The 22,628-nt window shown below is 61.3% G+C and carries 24 protein-coding genes and 2 pseudogenes; 17 read left to right on the forward strand and 9 right to left on the reverse strand.

From position 1 onward, the window contains the following. Positions 1–33 precede the first annotated feature (33 nt). From PQR02_RS08290 to PQR02_RS08345, 12 genes are all read left to right on the forward strand, one after another. Positions 34–366 (forward strand): hypothetical protein, encoded by a 333-nt coding sequence (locus PQR02_RS08290; RefSeq protein WP_408228169.1) that lies wholly within the window; start codon positions 34–36, stop codon positions 364–366. After that, positions 366–1,187, forward strand: coding sequence for a type III secretion system inner membrane ring lipoprotein SctJ (gene sctJ, locus PQR02_RS08295; RefSeq protein ID WP_408228172.1), 822 nt, complete (start codon positions 366–368; stop codon positions 1,185–1,187). The genes PQR02_RS08290 and sctJ overlap by 1 nt, the downstream gene beginning before the upstream one ends. Positions 1,188–1,339: 152 nt before the next feature. Then, entirely contained in the window at positions 1,340–1,759 is a 420-nt protein-coding gene (locus PQR02_RS08300; protein ID WP_408228175.1) for a hypothetical protein, read from the forward strand. Between the two features lie 23 nt (positions 1,760–1,782). Continuing rightward, positions 1,783–2,484, forward strand: coding sequence for a flagellar biosynthesis protein (locus PQR02_RS08305; protein WP_408228178.1), 702 nt, complete (start codon positions 1,783–1,785; stop codon positions 2,482–2,484). A 269-nt stretch (positions 2,485–2,753) separates the two neighbouring features. Further along, complete coding sequence (locus PQR02_RS08310; RefSeq protein WP_408228181.1) at positions 2,754–3,461, forward strand: FliM/FliN family flagellar motor switch protein; 708 nt, start codon at positions 2,754–2,756, stop codon at positions 3,459–3,461. After that, positions 3,458–4,105 carry an EscR/YscR/HrcR family type III secretion system export apparatus protein gene (locus PQR02_RS08315; RefSeq protein WP_408228184.1) on the forward strand — a complete coding sequence of 216 codons (648 nt, stop codon included), beginning with the start codon at positions 3,458–3,460 and terminating at the stop codon, positions 4,103–4,105. Before PQR02_RS08310 ends, PQR02_RS08315 begins: the two co-directional genes overlap by 4 nt. Then, entirely contained in the window at positions 4,102–4,377 is a 276-nt protein-coding gene (sctS, locus tag PQR02_RS08320) for a type III secretion system export apparatus subunit SctS (protein ID WP_408228187.1), read from the forward strand. The genes PQR02_RS08315 and sctS overlap by 4 nt, the downstream gene beginning before the upstream one ends. Next, on the forward strand, positions 4,377–5,102 hold the full coding sequence (locus tag PQR02_RS08325) for a flagellar biosynthetic protein FliR (protein ID WP_408228410.1): 726 nt from the start codon (positions 4,377–4,379) through the stop codon (positions 5,100–5,102). Before sctS ends, PQR02_RS08325 begins: the two co-directional genes overlap by 1 nt. Next, complete coding sequence (locus PQR02_RS08330) at positions 5,039–5,839, forward strand: EscU/YscU/HrcU family type III secretion system export apparatus switch protein (protein ID WP_408228190.1); 801 nt, start codon at positions 5,039–5,041, stop codon at positions 5,837–5,839. Before PQR02_RS08325 ends, PQR02_RS08330 begins: the two co-directional genes overlap by 64 nt. Position 5,840: 1 nt before the next feature. Then, complete coding sequence (locus tag PQR02_RS08335) at positions 5,841–7,916, forward strand: flagellar biosynthesis protein FlhA (RefSeq protein WP_408228193.1); 2,076 nt, start codon at positions 5,841–5,843, stop codon at positions 7,914–7,916. A gap of 30 nt (positions 7,917–7,946) precedes the next feature. Beyond that, the gene (locus PQR02_RS08340) at positions 7,947–9,257 is read left to right on the forward strand and encodes a FliI/YscN family ATPase (RefSeq protein ID WP_408228196.1); all 1,311 of its coding nucleotides are present in this window, start codon (positions 7,947–7,949) and stop codon (positions 9,255–9,257) included. Next, complete coding sequence (locus PQR02_RS08345) at positions 9,254–9,676, forward strand: hypothetical protein (RefSeq protein ID WP_408228199.1); 423 nt, start codon at positions 9,254–9,256, stop codon at positions 9,674–9,676. Before PQR02_RS08340 ends, PQR02_RS08345 begins: the two co-directional genes overlap by 4 nt. Before the next feature lie 107 nt (positions 9,677–9,783). Here PQR02_RS08345 and PQR02_RS08350 read toward each other — a convergent pair whose 3' ends face one another. Next, positions 9,784–10,716 carry a DUF1521 domain-containing protein gene (locus tag PQR02_RS08350; protein WP_408228202.1) on the reverse strand — a complete coding sequence of 311 codons (933 nt, stop codon included), beginning with the start codon at positions 10,714–10,716 and terminating at the stop codon, positions 9,784–9,786. Positions 10,717–11,187: 471 nt separating this feature from the next. Between PQR02_RS08350 and PQR02_RS08355 the strand changes: the two genes are divergently transcribed. After that, the gene (locus PQR02_RS08355) at positions 11,188–12,846 is read left to right on the forward strand and encodes an FAD-dependent oxidoreductase (RefSeq protein WP_408228205.1); all 1,659 of its coding nucleotides are present in this window, start codon (positions 11,188–11,190) and stop codon (positions 12,844–12,846) included. 78 nt (positions 12,847–12,924) lie between these two features. Here PQR02_RS08355 and PQR02_RS08360 read toward each other — a convergent pair whose 3' ends face one another. From PQR02_RS08360 to PQR02_RS08385, 6 genes and pseudogenes are all read right to left on the reverse strand, one after another. Continuing rightward, positions 12,925–13,560 carry a c-type cytochrome gene (locus tag PQR02_RS08360; RefSeq protein ID WP_408228208.1) on the reverse strand — a complete coding sequence of 212 codons (636 nt, stop codon included), beginning with the start codon at positions 13,558–13,560 and terminating at the stop codon, positions 12,925–12,927. 86 nt (positions 13,561–13,646) lie between these two features. Then, the gene (locus PQR02_RS08365) at positions 13,647–13,829 is read right to left on the reverse strand and encodes a hypothetical protein (protein ID WP_408228211.1); all 183 of its coding nucleotides are present in this window, start codon (positions 13,827–13,829) and stop codon (positions 13,647–13,649) included. Next, a complete protein-coding gene (locus tag PQR02_RS08370) occupies positions 13,826–14,674 on the reverse strand; it encodes an amidohydrolase family protein (protein WP_408228214.1) in 849 nt (282 codons plus the stop codon). Before PQR02_RS08370 ends, PQR02_RS08365 begins: the two co-directional genes overlap by 4 nt. Next, complete coding sequence (locus tag PQR02_RS08375; RefSeq protein WP_408228217.1) at positions 14,671–15,516, reverse strand: sugar phosphate isomerase/epimerase family protein; 846 nt, start codon at positions 15,514–15,516, stop codon at positions 14,671–14,673. Before PQR02_RS08375 ends, PQR02_RS08370 begins: the two co-directional genes overlap by 4 nt. After that, on the reverse strand, positions 15,513–16,253 hold the full coding sequence (locus PQR02_RS08380; RefSeq protein WP_408228220.1) for an SDR family NAD(P)-dependent oxidoreductase: 741 nt from the start codon (positions 16,251–16,253) through the stop codon (positions 15,513–15,515). The genes PQR02_RS08375 and PQR02_RS08380 overlap by 4 nt, the downstream gene beginning before the upstream one ends. 19 nt (positions 16,254–16,272) lie before the next feature. Continuing rightward, positions 16,273–16,524 (reverse strand): annotated as a pseudogene (locus PQR02_RS08385) (MFS transporter); the annotation flags it as partial. On the opposite strand from PQR02_RS08385, the gene PQR02_RS08390 reads away from it, so the two are divergent. From PQR02_RS08390 to PQR02_RS08405, 4 genes and pseudogenes are all read left to right on the forward strand, one after another. Next, a complete protein-coding gene (locus PQR02_RS08390) occupies positions 16,496–16,657 on the forward strand; it encodes a hypothetical protein (RefSeq protein WP_408228425.1) in 162 nt (53 codons plus the stop codon). The pseudogene PQR02_RS08385 and the gene PQR02_RS08390 sit on opposite strands and share 29 nt — an antisense overlap. Before the next feature lie 240 nt (positions 16,658–16,897). Beyond that, positions 16,898–17,812 (forward strand): LysR family transcriptional regulator, encoded by a 915-nt coding sequence (locus tag PQR02_RS08395; RefSeq protein WP_408228223.1) that lies wholly within the window; start codon positions 16,898–16,900, stop codon positions 17,810–17,812. Between the two features lie 369 nt (positions 17,813–18,181). Next, a complete protein-coding gene (locus tag PQR02_RS08400) occupies positions 18,182–18,502 on the forward strand; it encodes an SHOCT domain-containing protein (protein ID WP_408228226.1) in 321 nt (106 codons plus the stop codon). 187 nt (positions 18,503–18,689) lie between these two features. Further along, positions 18,690–19,244: pseudogene (locus tag PQR02_RS08405) on the forward strand (hypothetical protein). 82 nt (positions 19,245–19,326) lie between these two features. On the opposite strand, the gene PQR02_RS08410 reads toward PQR02_RS08405, so the two are convergent. Together PQR02_RS08410 and PQR02_RS08415 are read right to left on the reverse strand one after the other, a co-directional pair. Beyond that, entirely contained in the window at positions 19,327–20,793 is a 1,467-nt protein-coding gene (locus PQR02_RS08410) for a metal-dependent hydrolase family protein (RefSeq protein ID WP_408228229.1), read from the reverse strand. 218 nt (positions 20,794–21,011) lie between these two features. Continuing rightward, positions 21,012–22,598 (reverse strand): phospholipase D family protein, encoded by a 1,587-nt coding sequence (locus PQR02_RS08415; protein WP_408228232.1) that lies wholly within the window; start codon positions 22,596–22,598, stop codon positions 21,012–21,014. Between the last annotated feature and the right edge of the window lie 30 nt (positions 22,599–22,628).

The raw sequence follows: 22,628 nt of genomic DNA on the forward strand, positions 1-22,628 counted from the left end.
CCTCGAATGTGACCACCATGAAGAGACAACGACATGCTACTGCAACCCGTGGTGATGAATGTATTTTCCCGGAATCCGGTTCCGGATTCGTGGCAGATCCATTCGTCCACCAACACGTTTGGCGACACCGGGAGTTCTCCCTTTCTTCAGATCCTCGAGCGTGCAGAAGAAATCTGCAAGGCTCAGGACAGGCGTATTGCTGACGATCTCGACGCGCACGCGAAGAGCCGGTCCTCGACGGCGAAACTTCTCAATCTCCTGCAGCTGCAGTACGACCTCGACGACATGCAAGTCAGCGCCACGATGGCGAAAAACATCGCCAATCAATTTAGTCAGGCATTGACCACACTTACACAGAGAAACTGATGCGCCGCGCACTGATCCTGCTGCCGCTACTATTCCTCGTCGGCTGCAAATCGTCACTGTTCGAAAACCTGGACGAGGACCAGGCAAACCAGATCATCGCCGTGCTGAGCCAGCACGGTGTTGATGGCGTCAAGGAACGCAATGCCGACAAGACATGGAACGTCTCCGTGGACAGCCAGAACGTCGTCACCGCAACTGAAATCACGCGCGAATATGCGTTGCCTCATGGCGGCCATGCGAATCTGGGCGAACTGTTCAGCCGTCAAGGATTGATTTCGAATCCTGGGGAAGACCAGGTGCGCTACGTGTATGGATTTACGCAAGAGTTATCGGAGACGCTAGAAAAAATCGACGGGGTGCTCGTTGCGCGCGTACACATAGTACAACCGGAGCGCGATCCGCTTATGCGGCAGGTCACGGCGCCATCGGCGTCGGTGATGATTCGCTATCGCAGCGACTACAACCTCGACTACATGAGGGACAAGATTCGCGGTCTGGTGGCAGGCAGCGTGGAGGGGCTGACGCCCGACCATGTTTATCTGACGCTGGTCCCGGTCACGCCTATCGTCGAATCGGGCGATGCGAGCAGCAACAGGAGGGCGTGCGTCGCCGCGTCCGATGACAAACCGCGCCGCGCCCATACGTTGACGCTGATAGTTATGATGATGATGGCGATGGCGTTGATCGTTTCGGCGTGGGTGTGGGGCAAAGGCATTCGCTCGTTCGCACCGACATTCTTTCGGCGCAGAAAGATCAGGATGACGGCAGAGCAGTCTGCCGGGAAGAAGGCGGCCACCTCCAGTGGAAAAGACGCGTCATGACCCGCATCACCGTACTCGACTTGTCGAAGTGGGCGCACTTCAGTTGGCTGCCGCGTGGTGAACGCGCGATTACAGAGCGGGCACAGGCTGACGCGAACGCCGATCTGCTCGCGCGCTTCCCGCAACTGGCCGCGATGCAGACGAAGCCAGCCATGCCGCCGTTTGCCGCATTGCCGCGGCCGGCATGCGCGAAGGTTTTGCGTGTGACCGCGGCGCTCGCGTACGCGCGTTTGCTGCGCAGGGTCGTCAGCGCGGAGGCGCAGAAGATTTTTGCCGTCCGTATTGCGCCGCACGTGCTACACGCGATTCAACGCGATATACGCGGAGATGAGGAGGATGTGGAGCCGGGCATGACGCTAAACGTCTTGGACCGCGCGGAAATGACGGCGGCCGGCCTTAGGGTGGCGTTGCGTGCGATTGATGACCCTTCGCTGCGCGTGTTGATGGAATTGCGTCTGCCGCGCACCGTCGTGCAGCGCATGACGCATTTTGAAGTGTGCGACACGCGTGTAAAGACCGCCCACGATTTGCTTGATGCTGCGTACACGCTTGCAAGAGGTGAAGCATGTTGATTTGCCGAAGAGGTGAGTGGCGCGTGGAGTCCGATGGCTATGTGTCGTCCACGGAGCTTTACGGGCTTGACGGCTTGTCGAAAATGGAATCGTTCCGCGCACAGGAGGCCGAACGCGAGGCAGCACGCCTCGCGGACCGCGTGCGCGCACTGAAGCGCCGCGCGTGGCGCCGAGGGTACGAGGCTGGCCGGCGCGCCGCACTGTACAAGTTCGTTGCGCAACCGGCAGCCGTATCGTTCACGTCGCGTTGTCTGGCAGGACGGCTCGCCGACGTGGTGCTGAAGACGGTCGCGGGGATACTCGGAGAACTGCCTGCTGACGTGGTGTTGCCGAGTCGGCTGCGGCAATGCCTTGATGCGTCATGTGCGCAACAGGTGCTCTCAGTGCGCGTGTCGGCAGACGATTACGAAGAGACACAACGCAGTGTGCGCAAGATCGAACAGGAATTGAGCGCCCCCATTTTCACGGTGCTGGCCGATGCGGGCTTGCCGCCCCATTCGCTTGTCGTCGAAACCGAGCGCGGTGTGATCGACGGCAGCCTGACACCGCAACTACGCGCGCTGGAACATGGCATGAGGGATGCAATCAAGACGCTGCTCGATGAGTACCGCTACATCGATGACGACTCGGCAAGGCAGTTTGGCGTGGTCGAGAGCGGTTTGCGCGAGGTGATCGCTGTGCTTGCGGAGCCGACAGATGGGCAGGATGACGGGGAGGGCAAATGAGTCCGTGGCGAGACATCGAGCGGATCTCGCTTGAGCATGCCCGGCGGCAAAACGTTGCCGCGCTGCACTTCGGCGCGGCCTATCCGGTCAACGCCGGCAAACAAACGTTCACGCTGCAATTCGAGCCGTGTCGTGCCAGCTATCCATTGCGGCTTCACGGACAAGCAGGGGGGGCGACGCTTACGCTCGACTGCGACGCACAGGCGCTTTTTCCCGAGCTGGCCCTGCAATCGCTGATGCAGGCCGGAGCCAGGGCCCATGGCTTGATCATGCAAGCCTTCGAGGACTGGCTGAGTGCACTCGAAGGCGTGTTCGGATTCACGGTCGACGTGAGCGGCATTTCGTTCGATGTGGCACCGCAGCCCGGCGCATATGGCCTCGTCCTCACGCACGCGAGGAGCCATCGCACAGCACACTTCGCGCTGGACAGCGAAGCAATTGATCAATGGTTGAAACTTCAACCTGTTCCCGTGGAGGATATGGCCCGTCTATCGCACCGGCTGCTGGTGCCCGTGCCCGTGTGCAAGGCCGGCCCCGCGCTGACGCTGCGGCGCCTGCGCAGGATCAGACGCGGTGACGCGCTGCTTCTTAACCGCTCGTCGCTGTATTTGCGCCTGCCGCTCTGCCGTGGGGCGCGCCGTATTTTTCTCAAACCTTCAGGGGACTACATGATGATAGACCGTCCGATGATCGACGAAGACACTGAATCCGTAGAGATGACAAGCGAGCTGGTTCCCGCTAGCGCCCTCACGTTTTCGTTCGATGCGGTGATTGGCACACTGTCGCTGACACTCGATGAGCTGACTCGCCTGCGCCCGGGCTCGATCGTGTCATTGCAGTTGCCGGTGCGCAGAAACTCGGTATTGCTGCTGTGCCAGGGCGTACCGTTCGCCCGTGGCGAGTTGATCGACGTCGATGACGCGCTGGGTGTACGCATTGTCGATCTGGCGCACATGGCGGAGCAAAGTTCGTCATGAGAGATCAGATTGTCAATCTTCAGCTCGTCGTCCTGTTTTTCTTCCTTGGACTGCTGCCGCTGATCGTCACCATGACCACTTCGTTCACGAAGATCAGCATCGTGTTGACATTGCTGCGTTCCGCAGTTGGCGTGCAGCAGGCGCCGGGCAACATGGCGATCTCAGCGCTGGCGCTCGCGGCGACCCTGGTTGTGATGGCGCCGACACTGGAGAAGATCGGCGCCGATCCGACCATCAACGAGCGCATCGAGCGCGGTGAGCTGCCCGACGTCACGGACCTCTATCGGGGCGTAAGGGGGCCGCTCGGTGATTTCATGCTCCAACATTCAAGGCCCGCGGAGCGCGCGTTTATGGTGACGGCCGTCAGGCGCCTCAATCCTGCGGACAATGTGCAGGAAACCGATTTTTCGGTTCTGATTCCGGCGTTTATGATCAGCGAGATTTCGAGCGGCTTCGAAGCTGGCTTCCTGCTTTACATCGCATTTCTCGTCATCGACCTCGTCGTGGCCAACGTCTTGATGGCGATGGGCATGGTGATGCTGTCGCCCACGACAGTCTCGACGCCGTTGAAGCTCTTTGTGCTCGTGTCCGTGTCAGGTATTTCAAAACTGATGCACGGCCTCATTGTCAGCTACGCAAAATGAACTGGAGTCCTTCACTTCACTCGCTGGCGAGCGATGCATTGTTGCTTGTGTTCTGGCTTTCGTTGCCTGCGCTCGTGGTCGCCACGGTGATCGGTCTGCTGATTGGTCTCGTGCAGTCCATCACGCAGATTCAGGATCAAGCTCTGCCGTATAGCGTGAAGATTATCGGTGTCGGGCTTGTGTTGATGATCGCGGTGCCGTGGGGCGAGAACGAGGTTTTTCATTTTCTCGATCAGACGTTTTCATATATTGCAACGGGACGTGGGCAATGATGACCGACTACATCGGATATATCGAGGGGTTAGCGTTTTGCAGCATCCGCCCGATCGTCGCGCTATCGCTGATTCCATTTGCGGGCACGGAGTCGCTCGGCATAGCGTTGCGGCTGCCGTTGACGTTGCTGCTCGCCGTGCTGCCGCATCAGGCGGGTTGGCCCGACAATCCGGTCATCGCAATCGGGGTTGAAGTGTTGATCGGCCTGACGCTCGGCCTCCTGCTGAGCGTGACATTTCACGCGGCTGCGGCTGCCGGTGCGTTGATCGACCAGCAAGGCGGGTACATGATCGGCGCGTCCTACGATCCGAATTTCCGCGACGAAGCAGCGCACTTCGAGAGGCTTTTCGTCTGGTGCGCAACGTTGACGTTTTTCACCGGAACGGGCCTGCGGGCCGTCTACGGCTTCTTCGCCGATGCATGGGCGCTCTGGCCGCCCGGTGCGCCACGTCCCGATTACATGCGAGTGATGCAGGAGTTGGCGGAGAGAAGACCGGCGCTGTCGATCGTCGAGGGCGTAAAACTGGCGATGCCGCTCATCGGCCTGATGTTCCTCGTCGATATTTCGCTGGGATTGATGTCCCGCTACGCGAAGCGGATCAATCCGTTCATGACTGCGCCCGCCGTCAAGGCGATCGTGTTGTCGTTCGCGATTGTCTTTTGCGCACCGATTCTATTGGAACGACTCAACGCTATTTTCCTGGCGGGCGCGATACTGCAATGAGTGAGAAGACCGAAGCCCCGACTCCCGAGCGGCTGCGACGTGCGCGCAAAGAAGGCGATATTGCGAAGAGTGCGCATATGACTGTTGCGGCGAGTGGCATCTTCTGGTGGCTCTTTCTGGTGATCGAAGGGGCGCACATGTATCAGGTCTGCACTCATGTGGTGGAGTCTGTGATGCAAATCGATCAAACGCTGCGATTCGATGAGCGCTTCATGCAGGTGGGAAGTGCGCTCGCCGCGATGCTGCCGGGCGTGATCGCAACGCTCGGCGTGAGCATGATCGCGATCATCGTGCCCGAAGCGGCGCAGACCGGCGGTCTGATTGCATTCAAGCGTGCGGCGCCAGACATTAAACGCCTGAACCCGGTGTGGGGATTGAAGAACCTGTTCGGGCTGAAGACGTTGATTGAGTCCGCAATCACGCTGGCGCAGTTTTCTATCCTGCTTTTCATCTTCCGCTATGCGTTCGAGATGTGGTGTGCGCAGTTGGTGCCTTCGTTTGCGCTTTCGTTCGACGGCCAACTGAGCGCCGCCTGCCAGTCGCTTGCGCGTCTGCTGGCCATGATGAGCGCGTCGCAACTCGTACCCGCAGCCGTTGACGTCGGATTGCAGCGTTTTCAGTGGCGGCGGCGTTTGAGAATGGACAAGAGCGAAATCAAGCGCGAATACCGCGACGAAGAAGGTGATCCCATTGTCAAGGGGCGTCGCCGGGCCATGCATAGGGAGTTGAGCCAATAAGATGTTCGAAAAAACCCGTTTGAACCATGTTGATTTGCCGGGGCTGTTGACGCGTTACGCGGACCTTGGCGTGGGGGCCGGCTTGCTCTGCGTGCTGGTGCTGCTGATCCTGCCGGTTCCTCCGTTCATCCTCGATCTGTTCATCTGCGTGAGCTTCACGACCAGCTTCGTGATGCTCACGGCAACGATCTACGCGGCGAGACCGGCGGAGCTGTCGAGCTTTCCGTCGCTGCTCCTCGTGACGACTTTACTGAGGCTTGCCCTCGCGGTTGCGTCGACGAAAATGATTCTCCTCGACGCGCACGCCGGACAGATCATCAGCGCGTTCGGCGAAATGGTGGTTGGCGGCAATGTCGCGGTTGGTATCGTGGTGTTCGTCGTGTTGTCGGTGATCCAGTTCATCGTCGTGGCGAAAGGGGCTGACCGCGTCGCCGAGGTGTCGGCACGCTTTACGCTCGACGGCATTCCCGGGCGCCAGATGAGCATCGACGCCGATCTGCGCAGCGGCCAGATCGCGCCCTCCGAAGCCGGCCGGCTACGTGCCGTGCTGGAGCGCGAAACATACTTTTATGGATCGCTTGATGGAGCGATGAAGTTCGTCAAGGGCGATAGCATTGCGGGGCTCATCGTCGCACTTGTCAATATTGTCGGCGGTCTTACCATTGGCATCGGGCAACGTGGTATGTCGTTCGGCGACGCGCTGCACACGTACACGATCCTGACGGTTGGCGATGGTCTCGTGTCGCAGATTCCGTCGTTGATCGTATCGATATCGGCGGGTTTGCTGGTCACGCGCGTCTCGTCGAGCGGCGGCAGTACGAATCTCGGCCAGGATATCTTCCGGCAGTTATCGCTGCATCCGGCAGCACTGACGATGGCGGGCGTTGCGTGCCTTGCTCTCGCCGTCATTCCGGGTTTTCCTCACGTCCAGTTCATCCTCGCGGCGGTCACGCAGATCGGCCTGGCTGTCGTGACGAAGCGCCAGCGCGCGGCGCTGGACAGGTTGGAGCGGCCACGGATGCCGGCGATGACGCGCGACGGTGGAACCTACGTGCAACGCATTCTCGACGATGTCGAGCTTGGCACGAGTTCGCCGCTTCGTGTGCGTCTCGGCGTCAAGGCGTGCGACGCGCTGCACCCAGCCGAACTCAACCGCCGCTTCGCGCTCATGCGCCGCGACCTGATGGTTCGGCTCGGTGTGCCGTTTCCGGGCGTCGGGCTCTTGCGCGATGCGCAACTCGACGAAAATCGCTATATCGTCGATATCGCGGACGTGTCGTTCTACGGAGGTACGCTGGTTGCCGGACACGTGCTGGTGAGCGGTGATGAATCCCTGGTGACGGTGGATGGCATTCCGGGTTATCACCCGCAGGCGGAGAAATCGGTTTGGGTGCCTGAGCAGTCGGCCGCCGTGATCGACGACGCACGCGTCATGAAATCGAGCGTCGATGCGGCGCTCTGCGATCACCTGATGGACGTGTGTGAGCAGCATGCGTCGTCGTTCATCGGAACGCAGGAGACGCGCTTTCTCCTTGATCAGATCAGCATCGAGTTCCGTGAACTCGTGAAGCAGATTCAGCAGGTGATAACCACGGTGCAGCTTGCTTGCGTGCTGCGCAGTCTGCTGGAGCAGCGAATTCCGATCCGCAATTTGCGCGGCATTCTCGAGGCAATCCTTCGCGTGCCGGATGCGGGGCGCTCGCTCGACCGGATGGTGCGGGAGGCACGCATCACGCTTGGGCAGCAAGTGGTGCGCCCGCTTGCCGATCTGAACAACTGGGTAGTCAATGCGGCCGTGCTCGAACCGGCGTGGGAAGCCGATCTCGAAGCGCAGATTGAAGTCGGCCCCGATGGCGAACCACAATGCGTGCTCGACGCCGATCGACTGGAAATCCTGCAGCGAGCCTTTGCCGCGCAACGGGATACGGTGCGGCTCGTGGTGACGACGGCTTTTCTGCGTCCTCATCTCGCGCGCGTTCTGCGCACGCTTGGCATTCGCACCGATGTGCTCGCGACGGAGGAAATTCCGCTCGACACGTATCGCGTCCACGTGATCGCGACGCTCGAACCGGGTTGATCCATGCAGCCAATGAACAGCAAGAGGAAAATGCTTGTGCCGCAAACGCCACTATTCTCGACGAAGCTCGTGCTCAATGCGAGGATTGTAGAAGCGCGGGGTGTCATCGTGCGTGTGGTCGGCGCCTCGTTGCGCGTCGGCGAAATGGTGCGTCTTATCCGGCCCGATACCCAGGAGGCGCAGATCGGCGAAGTGGTCGGCTTCGCGCAGGACGGGGCGCTCGTCGTACCGCTCGACGGACTGACGGGATTGTCGAATATCACCCAGGTGGAGGGCTGCGGGCTCCACTGGCGTAGCTTCGACGCACTTTCCCTGCTCGGACGAGTGGTTGATGGACTTGGGCGGCCGCTCGATGACGGCGCCGCCCCGACGACGGCGAACGCGCGGCAGCCGGCGGACATGCTGCCGCTTGTCAATCCACTCGACCGTCCGGTGATTTCGACGCCGTTCGCGACCGGTGTACGAGCAATCGACGGCCTCTTGTCTTGCGGAGTTGGCCAGCGCGTCGGCATCTTCGCGCCGGCAGGCGGCGGCAAAAGCACGCTGATAGGTATGATCGCAAACGGGGCGAACGTCGATGCGATTGTCGTCGCGCTGATCGGCGAGCGTGGCCGCGAAGTGGCCGAGTTCATTCACGATCATCTTGGTCCGCGGCGCGCATCATCGGTTGTGATCGCGTCGACGGCCGAGCGTCCGGCGGCCGAGCGCATCAAGGCCGCCGAGCTGGCGTGCAGCGTCGCGAGCGAGCTGCGCGCTGAGGGAAAGCAGGTCCTGCTGCTGTTCGATTCTCTGACGCGCTATGCGCGCGCGCTGCGCGAAGTTGGTCTGGCCGTAGGCGAGCCTCCAGTGCGCCGCGGATATCCGCCGCGAGTGTTCGCCGAGTTGCCGAGATTGACCGAAGCGGCGGGGCTGACGCGGCAGGGCTCGGTCACCGCGTTCTTTACGGTGTTGGCCGAAGATGAAGAAATGACGGACCCTATCGCGGAAGAGGCGCGCTCGCTGCTCGACGGACATATCCAGCTCTCGGGGCGACTCGGTGCGGCGGGACACTATCCGGCCATTGACGTGCTGAAGAGCAAGAGCCGCGTGATGACACGCGTGACGTGTCAGGACCATCGCGACGATGCAAACCGCGTGCGCGGCTGGATGAGTCGGTATCAGGAAGTCGAACTGTTGTTGCAGATAGGCGAGTATCGGCGTGGCAACGATTCCGAAAGCGATCTCGCGATCGATCGTCATAATTTGATTGAACGCTTCCTGAGTCAGCCGCATGACCAGTATTGCGATTGGGAAAGCACGATGTCATCGTTGCGCGCGCTTTGCCGTGTGGCGCGCCAATGAAGAACGCGACCCAGTTGCGCGTATGGACCCTGCTCGCACGTGTGCGGCAGCTAAGGGTCCAGCGCGCGCGTCGCCTGTTGAACGAGGCGCGCCTTGGCGTTCAGCGGGCGGCAGCAGATACTGCGTGGCAAAGGAATGTCATCGCGGAGCATGAGGCAAGGCGGTGCGAAATTCTGGCCGCATGTTCCTCTGGCGAGAGGGGCGCGTCGCTGTGGCGCATGGCGTTGCATCGGCACGACTCCGGTAAATTCGCTCTGCAATCGGCGCTTGCCATTGCATGCCATGCCGCGGAGAAAGCACAGCAACGAGTCGTGACTGCGCTGCATGTTCTGCAAAAGGAGATGCGCGGGCTGGACTATGCGCGGGATCGCTATCGTCTCATCGCTGCGCAGCAGGACGATAGCGATCCCGACGATTGATGATCTAACGCCGGATGGAACCCGTCGCCATAGTCCGTGCGAGACTTCGGTAGTTAAAATCCAGTGCAGCCAAGGTCGCCGTTTTTCGGCGACCTTGGCTGCTACGGTCAGACCTTGCTGAAGTCTGCCGCAGTCGGTGCACGTCCCGTCTGCGGATCGATCCAGCCCGTGCCGGCGCTATTGGCGGCGAGCGTATAGCCGTCCGGGGTCTGTTGGTCGAGTTGGCGGCCATTGTGGCTGCTTTCCACGGTAAGCGGATTGCTGTCGATCTGACTCAATCCATTGACCACGTAGGCCTTGTTGCCCTGCGTGATCGTCACCTGGTCGGCATAGCTGACGGAGCCCAGCGCCTGCGTTCCGACGGTGACCTTCGTGTGATCGGGCAGATCGAACGTTAGTGATCCTTTGAACGTGCCTGCTGTGCCATCGGTATCGATGTGCGGATCGCCCGAAATTTTTGTCGTACTGCCGGTCTGCTTGTCCGTCAGAAGGAGAGACGAATTACTCTTGTTCAGATCAATAGAGTAGTTGCCTAGATCTATACTCGCTTTGTTGTTCTGGACCTGCGTATTGCTCCAGTTACTTTGTTGATCACTGCAATTGCGTTTGTTGTCCTTGACTTGCGTATTGCTGCATTTGAAATTTTGGCTGCTGTAATGGCTCTTTTCGTTATTTACTTGTGCATTGCTCCAGTTGCTATTTTGACTGCTGCAATGGTTCTTGTTGTCCATGGTCTCGGTATTGCACCGGCTGTTCTTACGACTGCCGCATGGGTCCGACCTGTCGCTTTTGCCGCTGATCTGTTGAAAAGTGGCCGTGGACATCGACGCCGACTTACCGTTCGGTGATCGCGAGCACTGCTGCGAATAGCTTGCTACAGAGAGTTGCTGATTCGCTACGCTATTTTCGCGATTTCCGGTCGCGAACGACTTCGAGCTGGATGATTGCATCGTGCTTCGATACGAGGCGCTGCTCGCCGCGAATGAGGATTGGGTCTGGCTGTACGATGCGAAGCTGCTGCGATCGATTGTAGTTTGCATGTATGAGTCCTTAAATGGTTGATTTGTCGATCTTGTTGGTTATCTGGATCTATCCGGAGAAGACACGTTTACCCCTGTTTTTCCCGGCAGGAAAAGTCTAATGAATAACTACATCTCGGATGCACTACAGGCGTATCACAGCACCAGGCTACGAATGCGAAGTCTGACGCGCCCGCTTTGAGGGCTTGCCCAATGAAATTTGGAAACCTGAAACGACCGGGACTACACTGTCCACTGACACATGAAAACGGGTCGGCACGGTAACGCTTTTCCCGAGCTAAAGCGTGTCTTGACAAGGGTGTCAGAGCACGAACGCGTCCATTGAAGCGGAAACGTATAGTCTCAACTTTTTTTGGTAAAGCTTATCTGTATATCCAGGAGCATCGGTACGGGGAGCCTCAGGGCGTTGTGCTCGCCTCGGGTCCACCGCCAGGACCGGCCTTCACTTCATTTGCCCGCGGGACGAAAACCATGCTGACAATCGACGACATCCGGGCAGTCCCGCTGTTCGCCACACTCGCCGACGACGAACTGGACCATCTCGCGCACACCTCCGCCGACCTCCATCTGTGCGCTGGCGAGTTCGCGGTTCATGAAGGCGGTGAGCGCGCGCTGTACGCCGTGCTCGCCGGCAAGATGGAAGTCATCAAGACGTTCGACGGCATCGAGCGCACGCTGGGCTGGCGGCTGCCGGGGACCATTTTCGGCGAAGTGCCGCTTGCGCTCAGTTCGCCGTTTCCCGGCGCGTATCGCGCTGCGGAGCCCTCGCGTGTGATGCGTGTCGACGCTCAGCGTTACTACGCGTTGGCTGCCGCGTCGCCGGACGTGGCGGTCAAGATGGGGGCACTGGCGCGTGAGCGCATCGGCGGCCTGCAAGGTGTGTCGGCCGAGCCGCCCAAGCCGCGCGTCACGATGGTCGGCAATCGCTGGGACATGGCGTGTACCGCGCTGCGCCAGTTTCTGGCCCGCAACCAGATCAGCTACGACTGGATGACGCCGGATACGCCCGAACTGCCCGCGCGCTGGCCGGGAACCTGTCCGGCCGACGATCAGTGCCCGGCGGTGCGGCTATTCGACGGCACCCTGCTGAACCGGCCGGCCACGCGCGAGCTGGCGGAATTGCTCGGCTTGCAGACGCAGCCCCGCCTCGCCGAATACGACACGATGATCATCGGCGGCGGGCCGGCCGGTCTCGCGGCGGCGGTGTACGGAGCGTCCGAAGGATTGCGTACGATCGTGCTCGAGCGCGAAGCGCCAGGCGGCCAGGCCGGCACGTCGTCGCGCATCGAGAACTATTTGGGCTTCCCCAACGGCGTGTCCGGGGACGAACTCGCGAGCCGCGCATTGCAGCAGGCAAGACGGCTTGGCGCCGAGATTCTGGTGACGCGCTCGGTCACGCGGATCGCGGTCGGAGATCGTCAGGTTCACCTCGACGGCGGCGACGTGATCCGCGCGAAAACGATCATTCTCGCGACGGGCGTGACGTGGCGGCGCTTGTTGATAGACGGCTTCGACCGGTTTATCGGCAAGGGCATCTACTACGGCGCGTCACGCAGCGAGGCGAGCGCGACGCATGGGCTCGATGTTTATCTGATCGGCGGCGGCAATTCGGCCGGCCAGGCCGCTTTGTACTTTGCCAATCACGCGCGCATGGTCATGCTAATTCTGCGCGGCGATTCGCTCGAGAAGAGCATGTCGCGCTACCTGGTCGAGCAGCTGGGCAGCAAGTCGAACGTGGCGGTGCAACGGCGAGCGGAAGTCGTCGGCGCATACGGCGAAACGCATCTGGCCGCGATCGACGTGCGCGATGCGTCGAGCGGGGCAGTGCGCCGGCACGACTGCGGCGGCTTGTTCGTGTTCATCGGCGCCGATGCCGAAACCGGCTGGTTGCCCGCGGAGATCGCACGCGATGCGCGCGGCTACGTGCTCACGGGCGACGACGTGGTGAAGGCGGGGCGCTGGTCATACGGCCGCGATCCATACCTGCTCGAGTCGAGCGTGCCCGGCGTGTTTGCCTGTGGCGATGTGCGATTGAGCCCGGTGAAACGTGTCGCGTCGGCGGTGGGTGAGGGGAGCATGGCGATCGCGTTCGCCCACAAGTATCTACAGCAGGATGCGCGGTCAGGCTGAGCGGAAGGTGGCGGAATGAAGAAAGCCGACGCGTGGCCACGCCGGCTTTCTTGCACGCGAGAACGACGTGACAGCCGCTTACTTGTTCTGCGCTATCCCAACCGCCGCTCGAGCGCCAAGACTGTTACGTGCTTTCCTGACTTCATCAGCGGAGACCGGCGCCGCCGCATTGCCCCAACTGTTGCGGATATACGTGGAGATTGCAGCGATGTCCCCATCCGTCAGCTTCCAGCTGAAGTTCGGCATAGCTGCGCCAGTCGGATTGCTTTGCGTCATCGCGCCCCGGCTGCCGATCAGGATCGTGCTCAGCATGTTGGCCGGGTCCGGCGCCCGCACGCCCGCGCTGTCGGCCAGTGACGACACCATGCCCGTCACGCCCTGACCCGACGAGCGGTGACACGCGCCGCAGTTCTGCATGAAGAGGGTGTGGCCGAGCGTCATCGTCGAATCGCTCGCGGCAAGTGCAGCCGGTGCTTGACGGTCCGAGCCCGGCATACTCTTCAGATACACGCCGATTGCATGCAGGTCTGCGGTGCTGAGGTATTGCAACGAATGGGTCACGGCTTCGGCCATCGGACCCGACGCGACGCTGCGATGGTTGCCGCCCGTCTGCAGGTACTCGGCGATGTCCTGCGTCGACCAGTTGCCCACGCCGGTGTACCGGTTGCCGGTGATCTCCGGCGCGTGCCAGCCTTGCAGCGAGCCGCCTTGCAACGCCGCTTTGTCGCCGCCGAGAAGTTCTTCGCGGTGTGACAGGACGCGGGGTGTCCGAGCCCTTCGACCAGGTACGCGCCGCGGTTCTATTCCACCGATTGCCTGTCGTCGTGTTTGAACGGCGTGTTGTCGAAGAACAGCAGATTCCAGCCGAACATCAGCATGCGGATGTTGAACGGGAACGGCAGCTGATTCGCGTCGACGTGGTGGCGCACGGGCGGCACTGTGTCGAGATACGCCTTGATATCCACGTCGCGTGAGACCGTCAATCTAAGTTGCCGGTGCCTGGCGCGAAGCCGAACAGTTTGCGCGGAGTCGTCCACAGCACGCGCCGGCGCGCGCCGGCCTCGGGAATGAGGCGCTGAACGAGCGACAGCAGCGGCGCGTAATCCATCCGCTGCGGTGCGCGCAGGAACGGCCAGTCCGAGCCCCAGACACACTGATCCGGCCCGAACACGCGAAGCAACTCTCGTGCGAACACTTGTGCGTCTTCGTAGGGATAGTCGAGCTGCGAAAATTTTTGCAGCCCCGAAATCTTGACGGCGGTACGGCCGTTGCCGGCAAGACGCAGTAGCGCCTGGAAGCCGGGCTGATCGACGCCTGCCGCGAGTTCGGGGCGGCCACAGTGGTCGATGAGAAGCCGCGTGCGAGTCCGTTCGATCAGCGGCTGCAACGCGACCAGCTGATCCCCTACGGTCTGGATCTGCGCGAACATGTCGAGGTCGGCCAGCGTGTCGAAGAGGGCGCCAGCGCTCTTCATCGAGTCGACACCGTCCATCGCCGGATTGAACGCGGCGCCCACCACACCGGCGCTTTTCATCTCGACGAGTTCCGCACGGCTGACGTCGTGCTCGACCACCGCAATGCCTTTGAAGCGACCACCGCCTCGCGCGATCGCATCGAGCATGCAGCGGTTGTCGGTGCGGTAGCCGCTCGTCGGTCCGACCAGCAGCGCATGCTGAACGCCGCACGCGTCCATCAGGTGAGAGAACTGCGCAGCGGTGCCGATCTCCTGCAGCGCGGGCCGGTAAGCGGTGTCGTTCCGATACGCAAAGCGCGCGGGGTCGAACACATGGTTGTGACAGTCGATCTTCTGTTCGTCGAAAATGTTCATTGACTGGATGCTCCGGGTGATTCACGGCGCCGCGCAGCGTCGAGAAGTGCGCGCGTGCTCTGGTAGGCGAGTTCGAGCCGATCCTTTGCGGGCAGGGACGGCAGCGGCATTTCCACGTCGAGCGTCGTACCGGCGGGCAGCGCGGCCAGCAATCCGGTGAGCGGCAACACGCCGCTGCCCGGGGGCAACCGGCCCGTGCGCGCTTCGAGGATTGTCGCATCATCGCCGACCGGCTCGTCTTGCGACGCGTCGCAAAGCTGCACGGCGCGCAGCATCCCGCCAGGCAAGCCGCGCAGGTCGTCGGGCTTGCCGCCCGAGCGGGCGAGATGCAACGCGTCGACGAGAATCGCGAGATTCGCGCTGCCGCCCCGCTCGACCGCCGCGCGCGCCTGTCTCAGCGTGCCGACGTGTCGCCAGCGCATGAATTCCAGATCGACACGCAAGCCATATTGGCCTGCCAGTTCGCACAACTCAGCAAGGTTGGCGGCGAGACGCGCGGCATCGGGGTCGTCGCCCGAGACCGTCACGCATTGGGCGCCGAGATCGGCCGCCGCGTCGAACATCGCCGCGTAGGACGCGACGTCGATATCGGGCAGCACCGGAATGAACTCCACGTCGTGCACCGTCATCCCCTCGTCAGCTAGCCGCCGCCGCAGTGCGAGATGCGCGTCGCTACCCGTGCGGGTCGGATACGCGATCGCGCCCGCGGCGGTGGGATTGAGCCGCAGTCCTACCGCGCCGAATCCGGCGCGCGCCGCGTGCCGTACCCACTCCTGCGGCGCCAGTTCCAGCGCGGTCAGATGCGCGACCGCGAGTTTCGGCGTGACCGTTGACGCGTTCAATAGGTAGCCCTCCCGCCGGTCGGATCGAACGTGAAGCCGGTCGTGAAACTGCATTCGGGACTGGCGATCCAGCTGACCATCGCGCCGACCTCGTCGATCTGAAGGAAGCGTCCCATTGGAATCTTTGCCTTGCTCGCCTCGATGTGCGTGTCCGACATCTCGCTGAACAGTTCGGTTTCGACCATCGCCGGCGCGACGCAATTGATCAGCACGTTGTCTTTCGCGAGTTCCTTCGCAGCGGACTTGGTGAACGCGATCACGCCTGCTTTCGCCGCCGAATAGCCCGAGATGAACTGCACCCCTTCCTTGCCCGCGATCGACGCCACATTGACGATCCGGCCGCCGCCGCGCGCGCGCATGTGCGGGATTGCGACGCGGCAGCAGTAGAACACGCTGTTCAGATCCACTGCGATCACGCGTTGCCACGCCTGCACCGGATACTCCCAGCACGGCGCCACCGGTCCGTTGATCCCCGCGTTGTTGACGAGAATGTCCACCTGGCGCAAGGCGTCGAGCGTGGCCGCGAAGGCCTGTTCGACGGACTCGGCGGACGCCACGTCCACTTGCTGGAGGTGGTCCGGCGTGAAGCCCAGTCGTTGCGGATTACAGTCGCCGACATTGAGGTCCCGCACGGCCACGCGTGCGCCATCGGCTTTCAGCTTTTGCGCGATGCCCAGACCGATGCCGCGCGCCGCGCCGGTGACGATGGCGACTTTTCCGTCGAGAGAGCGAGTCATTGTTCGATGCTTCCTTGCGTTAAGAAATGGTGTTGCGCAGTTCGATGCGTTTGATGTCGCCGACTACGAAGAGGTATGAGAGCGCGCCGGCGAGCGTGACGGCTGAAATGAAGGCCAACGCGTACACGAACGAACCCGTGGCGTTGACGATCAAGCCGATCACCAGCGGCGTGACGATCCCCGCAGCATTGGCGAACAGATTGAACACACCGCCGGTGAGTCCCAGCAAACCATTCGGCGCGATGTCCGCGACGATCATCCACGCGAGCGCTCGGCGCGGCAATGCCGGCGACGCTGCGGTCCAGATAGTTGATCATCGTGCCGACCGCCAGCAGCGCGAGGATGCCGAAGCGGGTGCGCGTTCGACGCGCGCTGATGCCGGCGTCGATTGCAGCGACGCCTGACGGAGTTGCCTGATTCATCGTGTCTCCTTCGTTTTGCTTGTCGGCGGACTTCGCGGCTCGCCGGTTTGCCCATGTCGAGGCGCGTTTCACGCGCGGCGAGCCGGCGCCCGGCGAGCAGTTCGGGGCGGGCTGTCTCCCTGTGAGCAGATACTAGATAGATGTCATCCGGCTGTCGTATGCCGAGTTTCAGTTACCTATAACTTTTAGTTAATACCGACCGATACGGGTTCTGGAGGCCGCATGCGGTTCAAGCTCAGGCAGATGGAGGTGTTTCGGGCGGTCATGCTGACCGGCTCGATCAATGCGGCGTCGAAAATGCTTTATGTGTCGCAACCGGCGGTCATCAAGCTCGTTTCTCACACCGAGACCACCTCGGGGCTGCGTCTGTTCGAACGCGCCAAGGGCAGACTCGTGCCGACGGCGGAGGCGCAGGCGCTTTTCAGGGAAGTCGAGCAGGTGTATCAGGCGGCGTTGCGCGTGGACGAGTTTGCGCGGGCGTTGTCGCTCGGACCCGCGAGCCTGTTGCGGGTGTCCTGCAGTCCGTCATTGGCGATGTCGATCGTAGCGCCCGCGATCGTCGAATTGAAGCGGCAATTGCCGGGCCTCAGCGTGGACTGGCACACCACGCTAATGGCCGAAATGCCGCTCGAAGTGCTGAGCAAGGCCGTCGATGTCGCGGTGTCCTCCACGCCAATGGAACACGAACATCTCGACGTGGTGCCGTTCATGCGCGGCCGGATGGTCTCCGCGGTGCCGCCGGGCCATCGTCTGGCCGACCAGCAGCGCATTGCCTTAGCGGACCTGGTGGATGAACCTATGATCCTCTTCAGGCGCGACATTCCGTTCGGCACGATGATCGTGCAAGCGTGCCAGCAAGCGAATGTAGAACTGCAGTCGATCGTGGATGTCACGCGTGCCGATCAGGCCATGGCGCTGGTGAAAGGCGGCCTCGGACTCGCGGTCGTCGACGAATTCGCAGCGCACGGACAGGATTGCGTGATCCGCCCGCTGATCGAAGAACTCGAACTGGTTTCGACGTTTGTCTATTCGAAGTTCTCTCCGCCTTCGCGCAATACCGCACTGCTGATGCAGACGGTCTACCGGCAGGCGCAACGAATGAAACGGCATATCGCCAGTGCATCATTACCGGCCTGAGCTTGCATCGTGCGCATGGTGTTGTAGCGCAAGTTTGATTTAACAGTTTCGCGATTGACAGCGGTGCTAACCATCGAGCCAGATTCCAGGGCTAAAAAACTTCGCGTCACGCTGCGGATATAGGCTATAAAGTTTAAGGGTTGGGTATCAAGCGGAGAAAAGCCCGATGAGGAGATGGAATGCGAACTCGCTCTCGTGGTAAATTGCCAGCGCCACTGCGCTGACCACGGGAGCTGTCCGTAGCGGGTGACCATACTTAGATATTTTGTTACGCCTTTCAATCGCAATCCGAATGACTGGAGAACAAGTATGCTCTTTGACGGTGGTTTCACATTCCCGAATTTTCTGGCCGACATCTTTTCCGTTTTTATGTTCATCCTGTGGTTCTGGTTGTTCATAACGGTGGCGAGCGACCTGTTTCGCCGTCATGATGTGTCGGGATGGCGCAAAGTTCTTTGGGTGATCCTGCTTATCGTGTTGCCCTATATCGGCATCTTCGCCTACCTGCTGACGCAACACCGTGGGATGGCCGAGCGCGAGCAGGCGCGCGCCAAACAGATGAGGGAAGATCTGCGCCAGGTGGTTGGCTTCAGCGCAGCGGACGAATTAGAAAAACTCGACCGGTTGAAGGCGGCGGGATCGATCTCGGAAGACGAATACTCGCGCCTGAGGGCCCGGCTCGTGCAGTGATCGCAGTTCTTCCACGAATGCGACTGGCGACCATCGGGCTTCGAGCCTGATCGATGGCGGCACGCCGGGCGTCATCCCCGGCACACACAGGCAGTGTGGGAGTGACTCGCGAACGGAACCGGCAACGCGGAGAGCTTTGGTGTGTTTACACCGCTCATTGCGCTACTCGACGTAACCGGAGGAACTCATGCGCGCCTTTCTCGCTCGTGTTGCCGCCTCCGCCGCGCCAGCGGCGCGTGTGTCGTTGCCTGTGCGTCGCGCGGTGGCGATCTGTGTTGCGGCGCTGACGCTGGCAGCGTGTGTCCAGCCGTGGCAGCAATTTCAGGCCGGCCAGGACTAGTCGGCGATCATTGCGCGCATGGGGCCGCCGCGCGAAGTTCATCAATTGCCGGATGGCGGGCGGTGGCTCATGTGGCCCACCCAGCCGATGGGCACGACGACAGTCGCCGCCGATATCGACTCATCCGGCAAGATCGTGAACGTGCGTCAAGTGTTGCAGATCAGCGAATTCAATCGTGCGCAAATAGGGATATGGACGCGTGAAGATGTGCTGGTCAATTTCGGCCAGCCTGCGCAAACCAATTTTTTCCGGCTTTCACAACGCGAAGTCTGGTCGTATCGCTACGTGGAAAACAACATCTGGCACATGCTTTTCAGCTTTTCGTTCGACAACAGCGGGGTTTTGCGTGAAACGCAGCGCGGCCCCGATCCTTTGCGCGACCGGGATTTCCGACGTTTCTGATCGTTTCGATCACGTGGCGGCTCAGCGGCGCTTCTCGTAAGGCTCGCAACGGCGCGGCGCACTGCCCGGCCATTGCGAGTTCTCACACCTTGAGCGTGTTCTTGTGGATCGTCCCGTCTTTCATGATGACGACCAGATTCTTCGACGGATCGGCGAGGAGCGCGAGGTTCTCGACCGGATTGCCGTCGACCAGCAACAGATCGGCCATCGCGCCGTCCTCGATCACCCCTAGCTTGCCGGGATACGGATTGCGCGGTCCCGACAGCGCAAGCAGCTGGCCGTTGGCTGCCGTCGCCATCTTCAACGTTTGGGCGGGCGTGTACCAGCTCAGCAGGTGCGTCAACATCGTGCCCTGACGCGCGGCGAGCACGGGTGAGAACAGCATGTCAGAGCCGAATGCCGTTTTGATCCCGTGTTTTTTTGCCAGCGTATAAGCGTTATTGGTGCCCGCCAAAACCTCGAGCATCTTCTCATGGCTGGGCCCGGTGAGCGGAACGGTGTCGGCTTCGCTGACGAATGGCTGAATGCTCAGCCATGTGCCGTTCTTCGCCATCAATGCGGCTGTCGCGTCGTCCATCAAATGAGCATGCTCGATGCACTGCGCACCCGCCGCGATGGCGCGCTGGACTGCCTGCGGCGTGTACGCGTGCACCATCACGTAGGTGCCCCAATCCGTAGCGGTCTCGACGGCCGCGCGCAGTTGCGGCTCGGTGAAAGTGAGCATGTCCAATGGACTGCGGGGTGTGGAAACGCCGCCGCTGCCCACTATTTTTATTTGCGAGGCGCCCTGCAAGAACTGTTCGCGCACACGCTGCCGCACTTCATCGGCATTGTCCGCGATGATGCTGCCGCCCGTTTGCTCGGAACTGCTGAGCTTGCCGCCGGATCTGGGGATATCCGCAAGCGAGCGGAAGTCGCCGTGACCGCCTGTGGTGGTGATCATCGCGCCGGACGGATAAATGCGCGGGCCCGAAATGATTCCCTGGTCGATGGCCTGTTTCAACGCGAACGCGGGGCCGCCCGCATCGCGCACCGTGGTGAAGCCGCGCATCAATGTGCGCTCGGCCTCGGCGCTTGCGGCCAGATGCAGGAAGGCGATGTCGGCGGTCAGCGCGGTCTGTAGCGGCAGCGCGGCGAGTATCGCATGCCAGTGCATATCGATGAGGCCGGGCATCAGCACCCGGCCGCCGCCATCGATGATCTGCGTGCCGTCGGCCACCGCCGGCTTGCCTGGTGTCACGCTGTGAATGCGATTGCCGTCCACGAGCACAGAGAGGCCGTCGCGCAAGGTGCCGGATTTTCCATCGAACAGCCTGACGTTCGTAAAGAGGACAGGGCGGGTGGGACTGGCGGGTAGAGGCGCAGTTTGCGCACTCGCGAGCTTCGGCAGGATGAGTGTCAGCATGGAGGCGGCCATGCCGGTGACAAAGCCACGTCGTGAAAGATCGGCGCTGATCCGGTTGTTCACGAATTCGATCTCCGACTTCTGGCAGAAGCAGGCGAACGGATGAGCGGAGTCTTCTTGATTGCCCGGCTTGCGAGAGAACATCGATCCCCCCAGATAGTTTTCGGACTTTCGGTGCGGCGCCGAGTAGACAGTATAGATAGGCGGGATAAAAAGGGAAATGAGAACGCTCGCCATCCGACTGAAGATCGGATTTGCGCCGGATCGAAATGCGTACGATCAATGACTCGCAGCGTGATGCTTACAAAAGTGACCGAAAAATACGGTTACAAAAGTGATTACAAGCGTGACTACAAAGGCGATTACAAAAGCGATTCGATCGGCAGAATGGACAGCATCCACACGCCCAGCCGCGCATACCAGGTCGTATTGGGCTCCGTCTCATGGCGGATTTCCTTGTCGCCGTTCCGCTCGATCCAATAGAGCTTGCCGTGCTCGTCGAGCCGCACCGAATAAGCGACTTGCGGAACGAGCGCGAGGAAGGTCGCTTCGATCTGGCTGGCGAGTTCAGGGCTGTCGATCACGAGCCCGAGCTCCGTATTCAGATGCGCCGAGCGCGGATCGAAATTGAACGATCCCACGAATACCCGGCGAGAATCCACCGTGAAGGTTTTCGCATGCAGACTGGAGCCCGAACTGCCGAATGGCCCCGGAGACTGTTCTTTCTTGTGATGGCTTATCGGCGAGCGCCGCAATTCGTACAGCTGCACGCCACCGGTCAGCAGTTCGACGCGCCGTTTCGCGTAGCCGGAATGTACCGCGGCGACATCCGTCGCTTCGAGCGCATTCGTCAGCACGAGCACATCGACGCCGCGCGCAGCGAGCCCGGTCAGGTACTGCGTGCCCGATGTGGCCGGCACGAAATACGGCGACACCAGATCGAGTTCATGCGTCGGCTCGCCCAGCACTTCCCTCAACTGATGCGAAATGAGCGCCTCCGGAGGCGCGTTGTTCAGGCCTTTCGCGGGGTCATCGCTAATCAGCTCCGTCTTTGCCCATTCGAACGGCAACGTCCGGTCCAGCATCTTCTGCACGACATGTGGACCGCGCAACGCGTCCATATAGGCTTCGGCTGCCGGGTCCTGTTCGATGGCCTTTGCCTTGCGTTCAAGCTCGTCGAGCCGGCCCGCGTCCGCGGGCGCCACGATCCGCTCGACCGGATAGGCCGACGCACTCGCCCAATAGCGGTCGAAGTCCAGGGCCACGTCGGCCGCGGCGGGTCCGACCGCCAGCACGTCGAGGTCCGCGAAGACGACCCCGTCGGTGGCGTCGAAGTACTCGTCGCCGATGTTGCGGCCGCCGAGAATGGTCGTCGTGCTGTCCGCGGTCATCGACTTGTTGTGCATGCGTCGATTGGCGCGGGAGAAGTCCGTCAGGAAGCCGATGAATTTGGGCTTGCGAACCACGAACGGATTGAACAGGCGAACTTCGATGTTCGGATGCGCTTCGAGCGCGGCCAGCGTCGGGTCGAGAGAAGAGGGGATGCCCAGGTCGTCCAGCAGCAGGCGCACCCGTACGCCGCGATCGGCGGCTTCATGGAGTTCTTCGAGCAGCAGCGTGCCGGTCAGATCGTTGCGCCAGATGTAGTACTGGATGTCGAGCGTACGCTGCGCCGAGCGGATCAGATCCATGCGGGCCGCAAACGCCACATGCGCATCCGAGAGCGGATAGATGCCCGTGAAGTCCGCATGGGTTGCAAGCCCAAGGGCGACGGCGCGGCCGAGATTCGTGGAAGCGGCTTGCGAGGGCGTCAACGCGCTCGACTCCGTGCGATTTTCAAGCGATGGCAGCGCACAGCCCGTTAGTACGCACGCGCAAAGCAGCAACGCTGAAATCGCGCCGATGGATCGGCGAATCGAGTGGAACAATTCGTGTTTCAACGATCGCATACGGTCCATAACTTCCTTCAGGTCATTACC

It is taken from the genome of Paraburkholderia sediminicola (genome assembly GCF_046026895.1).
GTDB lineage: Bacteria > Pseudomonadota > Gammaproteobacteria > Burkholderiales > Burkholderiaceae > Paraburkholderia > Paraburkholderia sediminicola_C.

Bases quoted from the DNA above. Each gene is read 5' to 3' on its own strand.
- PQR02_RS08410 (WP_408228229.1), bottom strand. From the start codon at position 20,793: ATGTTCTCTCGCAAGCCGGGCAATCAAGAAGACTCCGCTCATCCGTTC.
- PQR02_RS08350 (WP_408228202.1), bottom strand. From the start codon at position 10,716: ATGCAAACTACAATCGATCGCAGCAGCTTCGCATCGTACAGCCAGACC.
- PQR02_RS08335 (WP_408228193.1), top strand. From the start codon at position 5,841: ATGTTCGAAAAAACCCGTTTGAACCATGTTGATTTGCCGGGGCTGTTG.
- PQR02_RS08400 (WP_408228226.1), top strand. From the start codon at position 18,182: ATGTTCATCCTGTGGTTCTGGTTGTTCATAACGGTGGCGAGCGACCTG.
- PQR02_RS08345 (WP_408228199.1), top strand. From the start codon at position 9,254: ATGAAGAACGCGACCCAGTTGCGCGTATGGACCCTGCTCGCACGTGTG.
- PQR02_RS08325 (WP_408228410.1), top strand. From the start codon at position 4,377: ATGACCGACTACATCGGATATATCGAGGGGTTAGCGTTTTGCAGCATC.
- PQR02_RS08340 (WP_408228196.1), top strand. From the start codon at position 7,947: ATGCTTGTGCCGCAAACGCCACTATTCTCGACGAAGCTCGTGCTCAAT.
- PQR02_RS08380 (WP_408228220.1), bottom strand. From the start codon at position 16,253: ATGACTCGCTCTCTCGACGGAAAAGTCGCCATCGTCACCGGCGCGGCG.
- PQR02_RS08310 (WP_408228181.1), top strand. From the start codon at position 2,754: ATGCAAGCCTTCGAGGACTGGCTGAGTGCACTCGAAGGCGTGTTCGGA.
- sctJ (WP_408228172.1), top strand. From the start codon at position 366: ATGCGCCGCGCACTGATCCTGCTGCCGCTACTATTCCTCGTCGGCTGC.
- PQR02_RS08390 (WP_408228425.1), top strand. From the start codon at position 16,496: ATGTCCGCGACGATCATCCACGCGAGCGCTCGGCGCGGCAATGCCGGC.
- sctS (WP_408228187.1), top strand. From the start codon at position 4,102: ATGAACTGGAGTCCTTCACTTCACTCGCTGGCGAGCGATGCATTGTTG.
- PQR02_RS08370 (WP_408228214.1), bottom strand. From the start codon at position 14,674: ATGAACATTTTCGACGAACAGAAGATCGACTGTCACAACCATGTGTTC.
- PQR02_RS08415 (WP_408228232.1), bottom strand. From the start codon at position 22,598: ATGCGATCGTTGAAACACGAATTGTTCCACTCGATTCGCCGATCCATC.
- PQR02_RS08395 (WP_408228223.1), top strand. From the start codon at position 16,898: ATGCGGTTCAAGCTCAGGCAGATGGAGGTGTTTCGGGCGGTCATGCTG.
- PQR02_RS08300 (WP_408228175.1), top strand. From the start codon at position 1,340: ATGCCGCCGTTTGCCGCATTGCCGCGGCCGGCATGCGCGAAGGTTTTG.
- PQR02_RS08355 (WP_408228205.1), top strand. From the start codon at position 11,188: ATGCTGACAATCGACGACATCCGGGCAGTCCCGCTGTTCGCCACACTC.
- PQR02_RS08315 (WP_408228184.1), top strand. From the start codon at position 3,458: ATGAGAGATCAGATTGTCAATCTTCAGCTCGTCGTCCTGTTTTTCTTC.
- PQR02_RS08290 (WP_408228169.1), top strand. From the start codon at position 34: ATGCTACTGCAACCCGTGGTGATGAATGTATTTTCCCGGAATCCGGTT.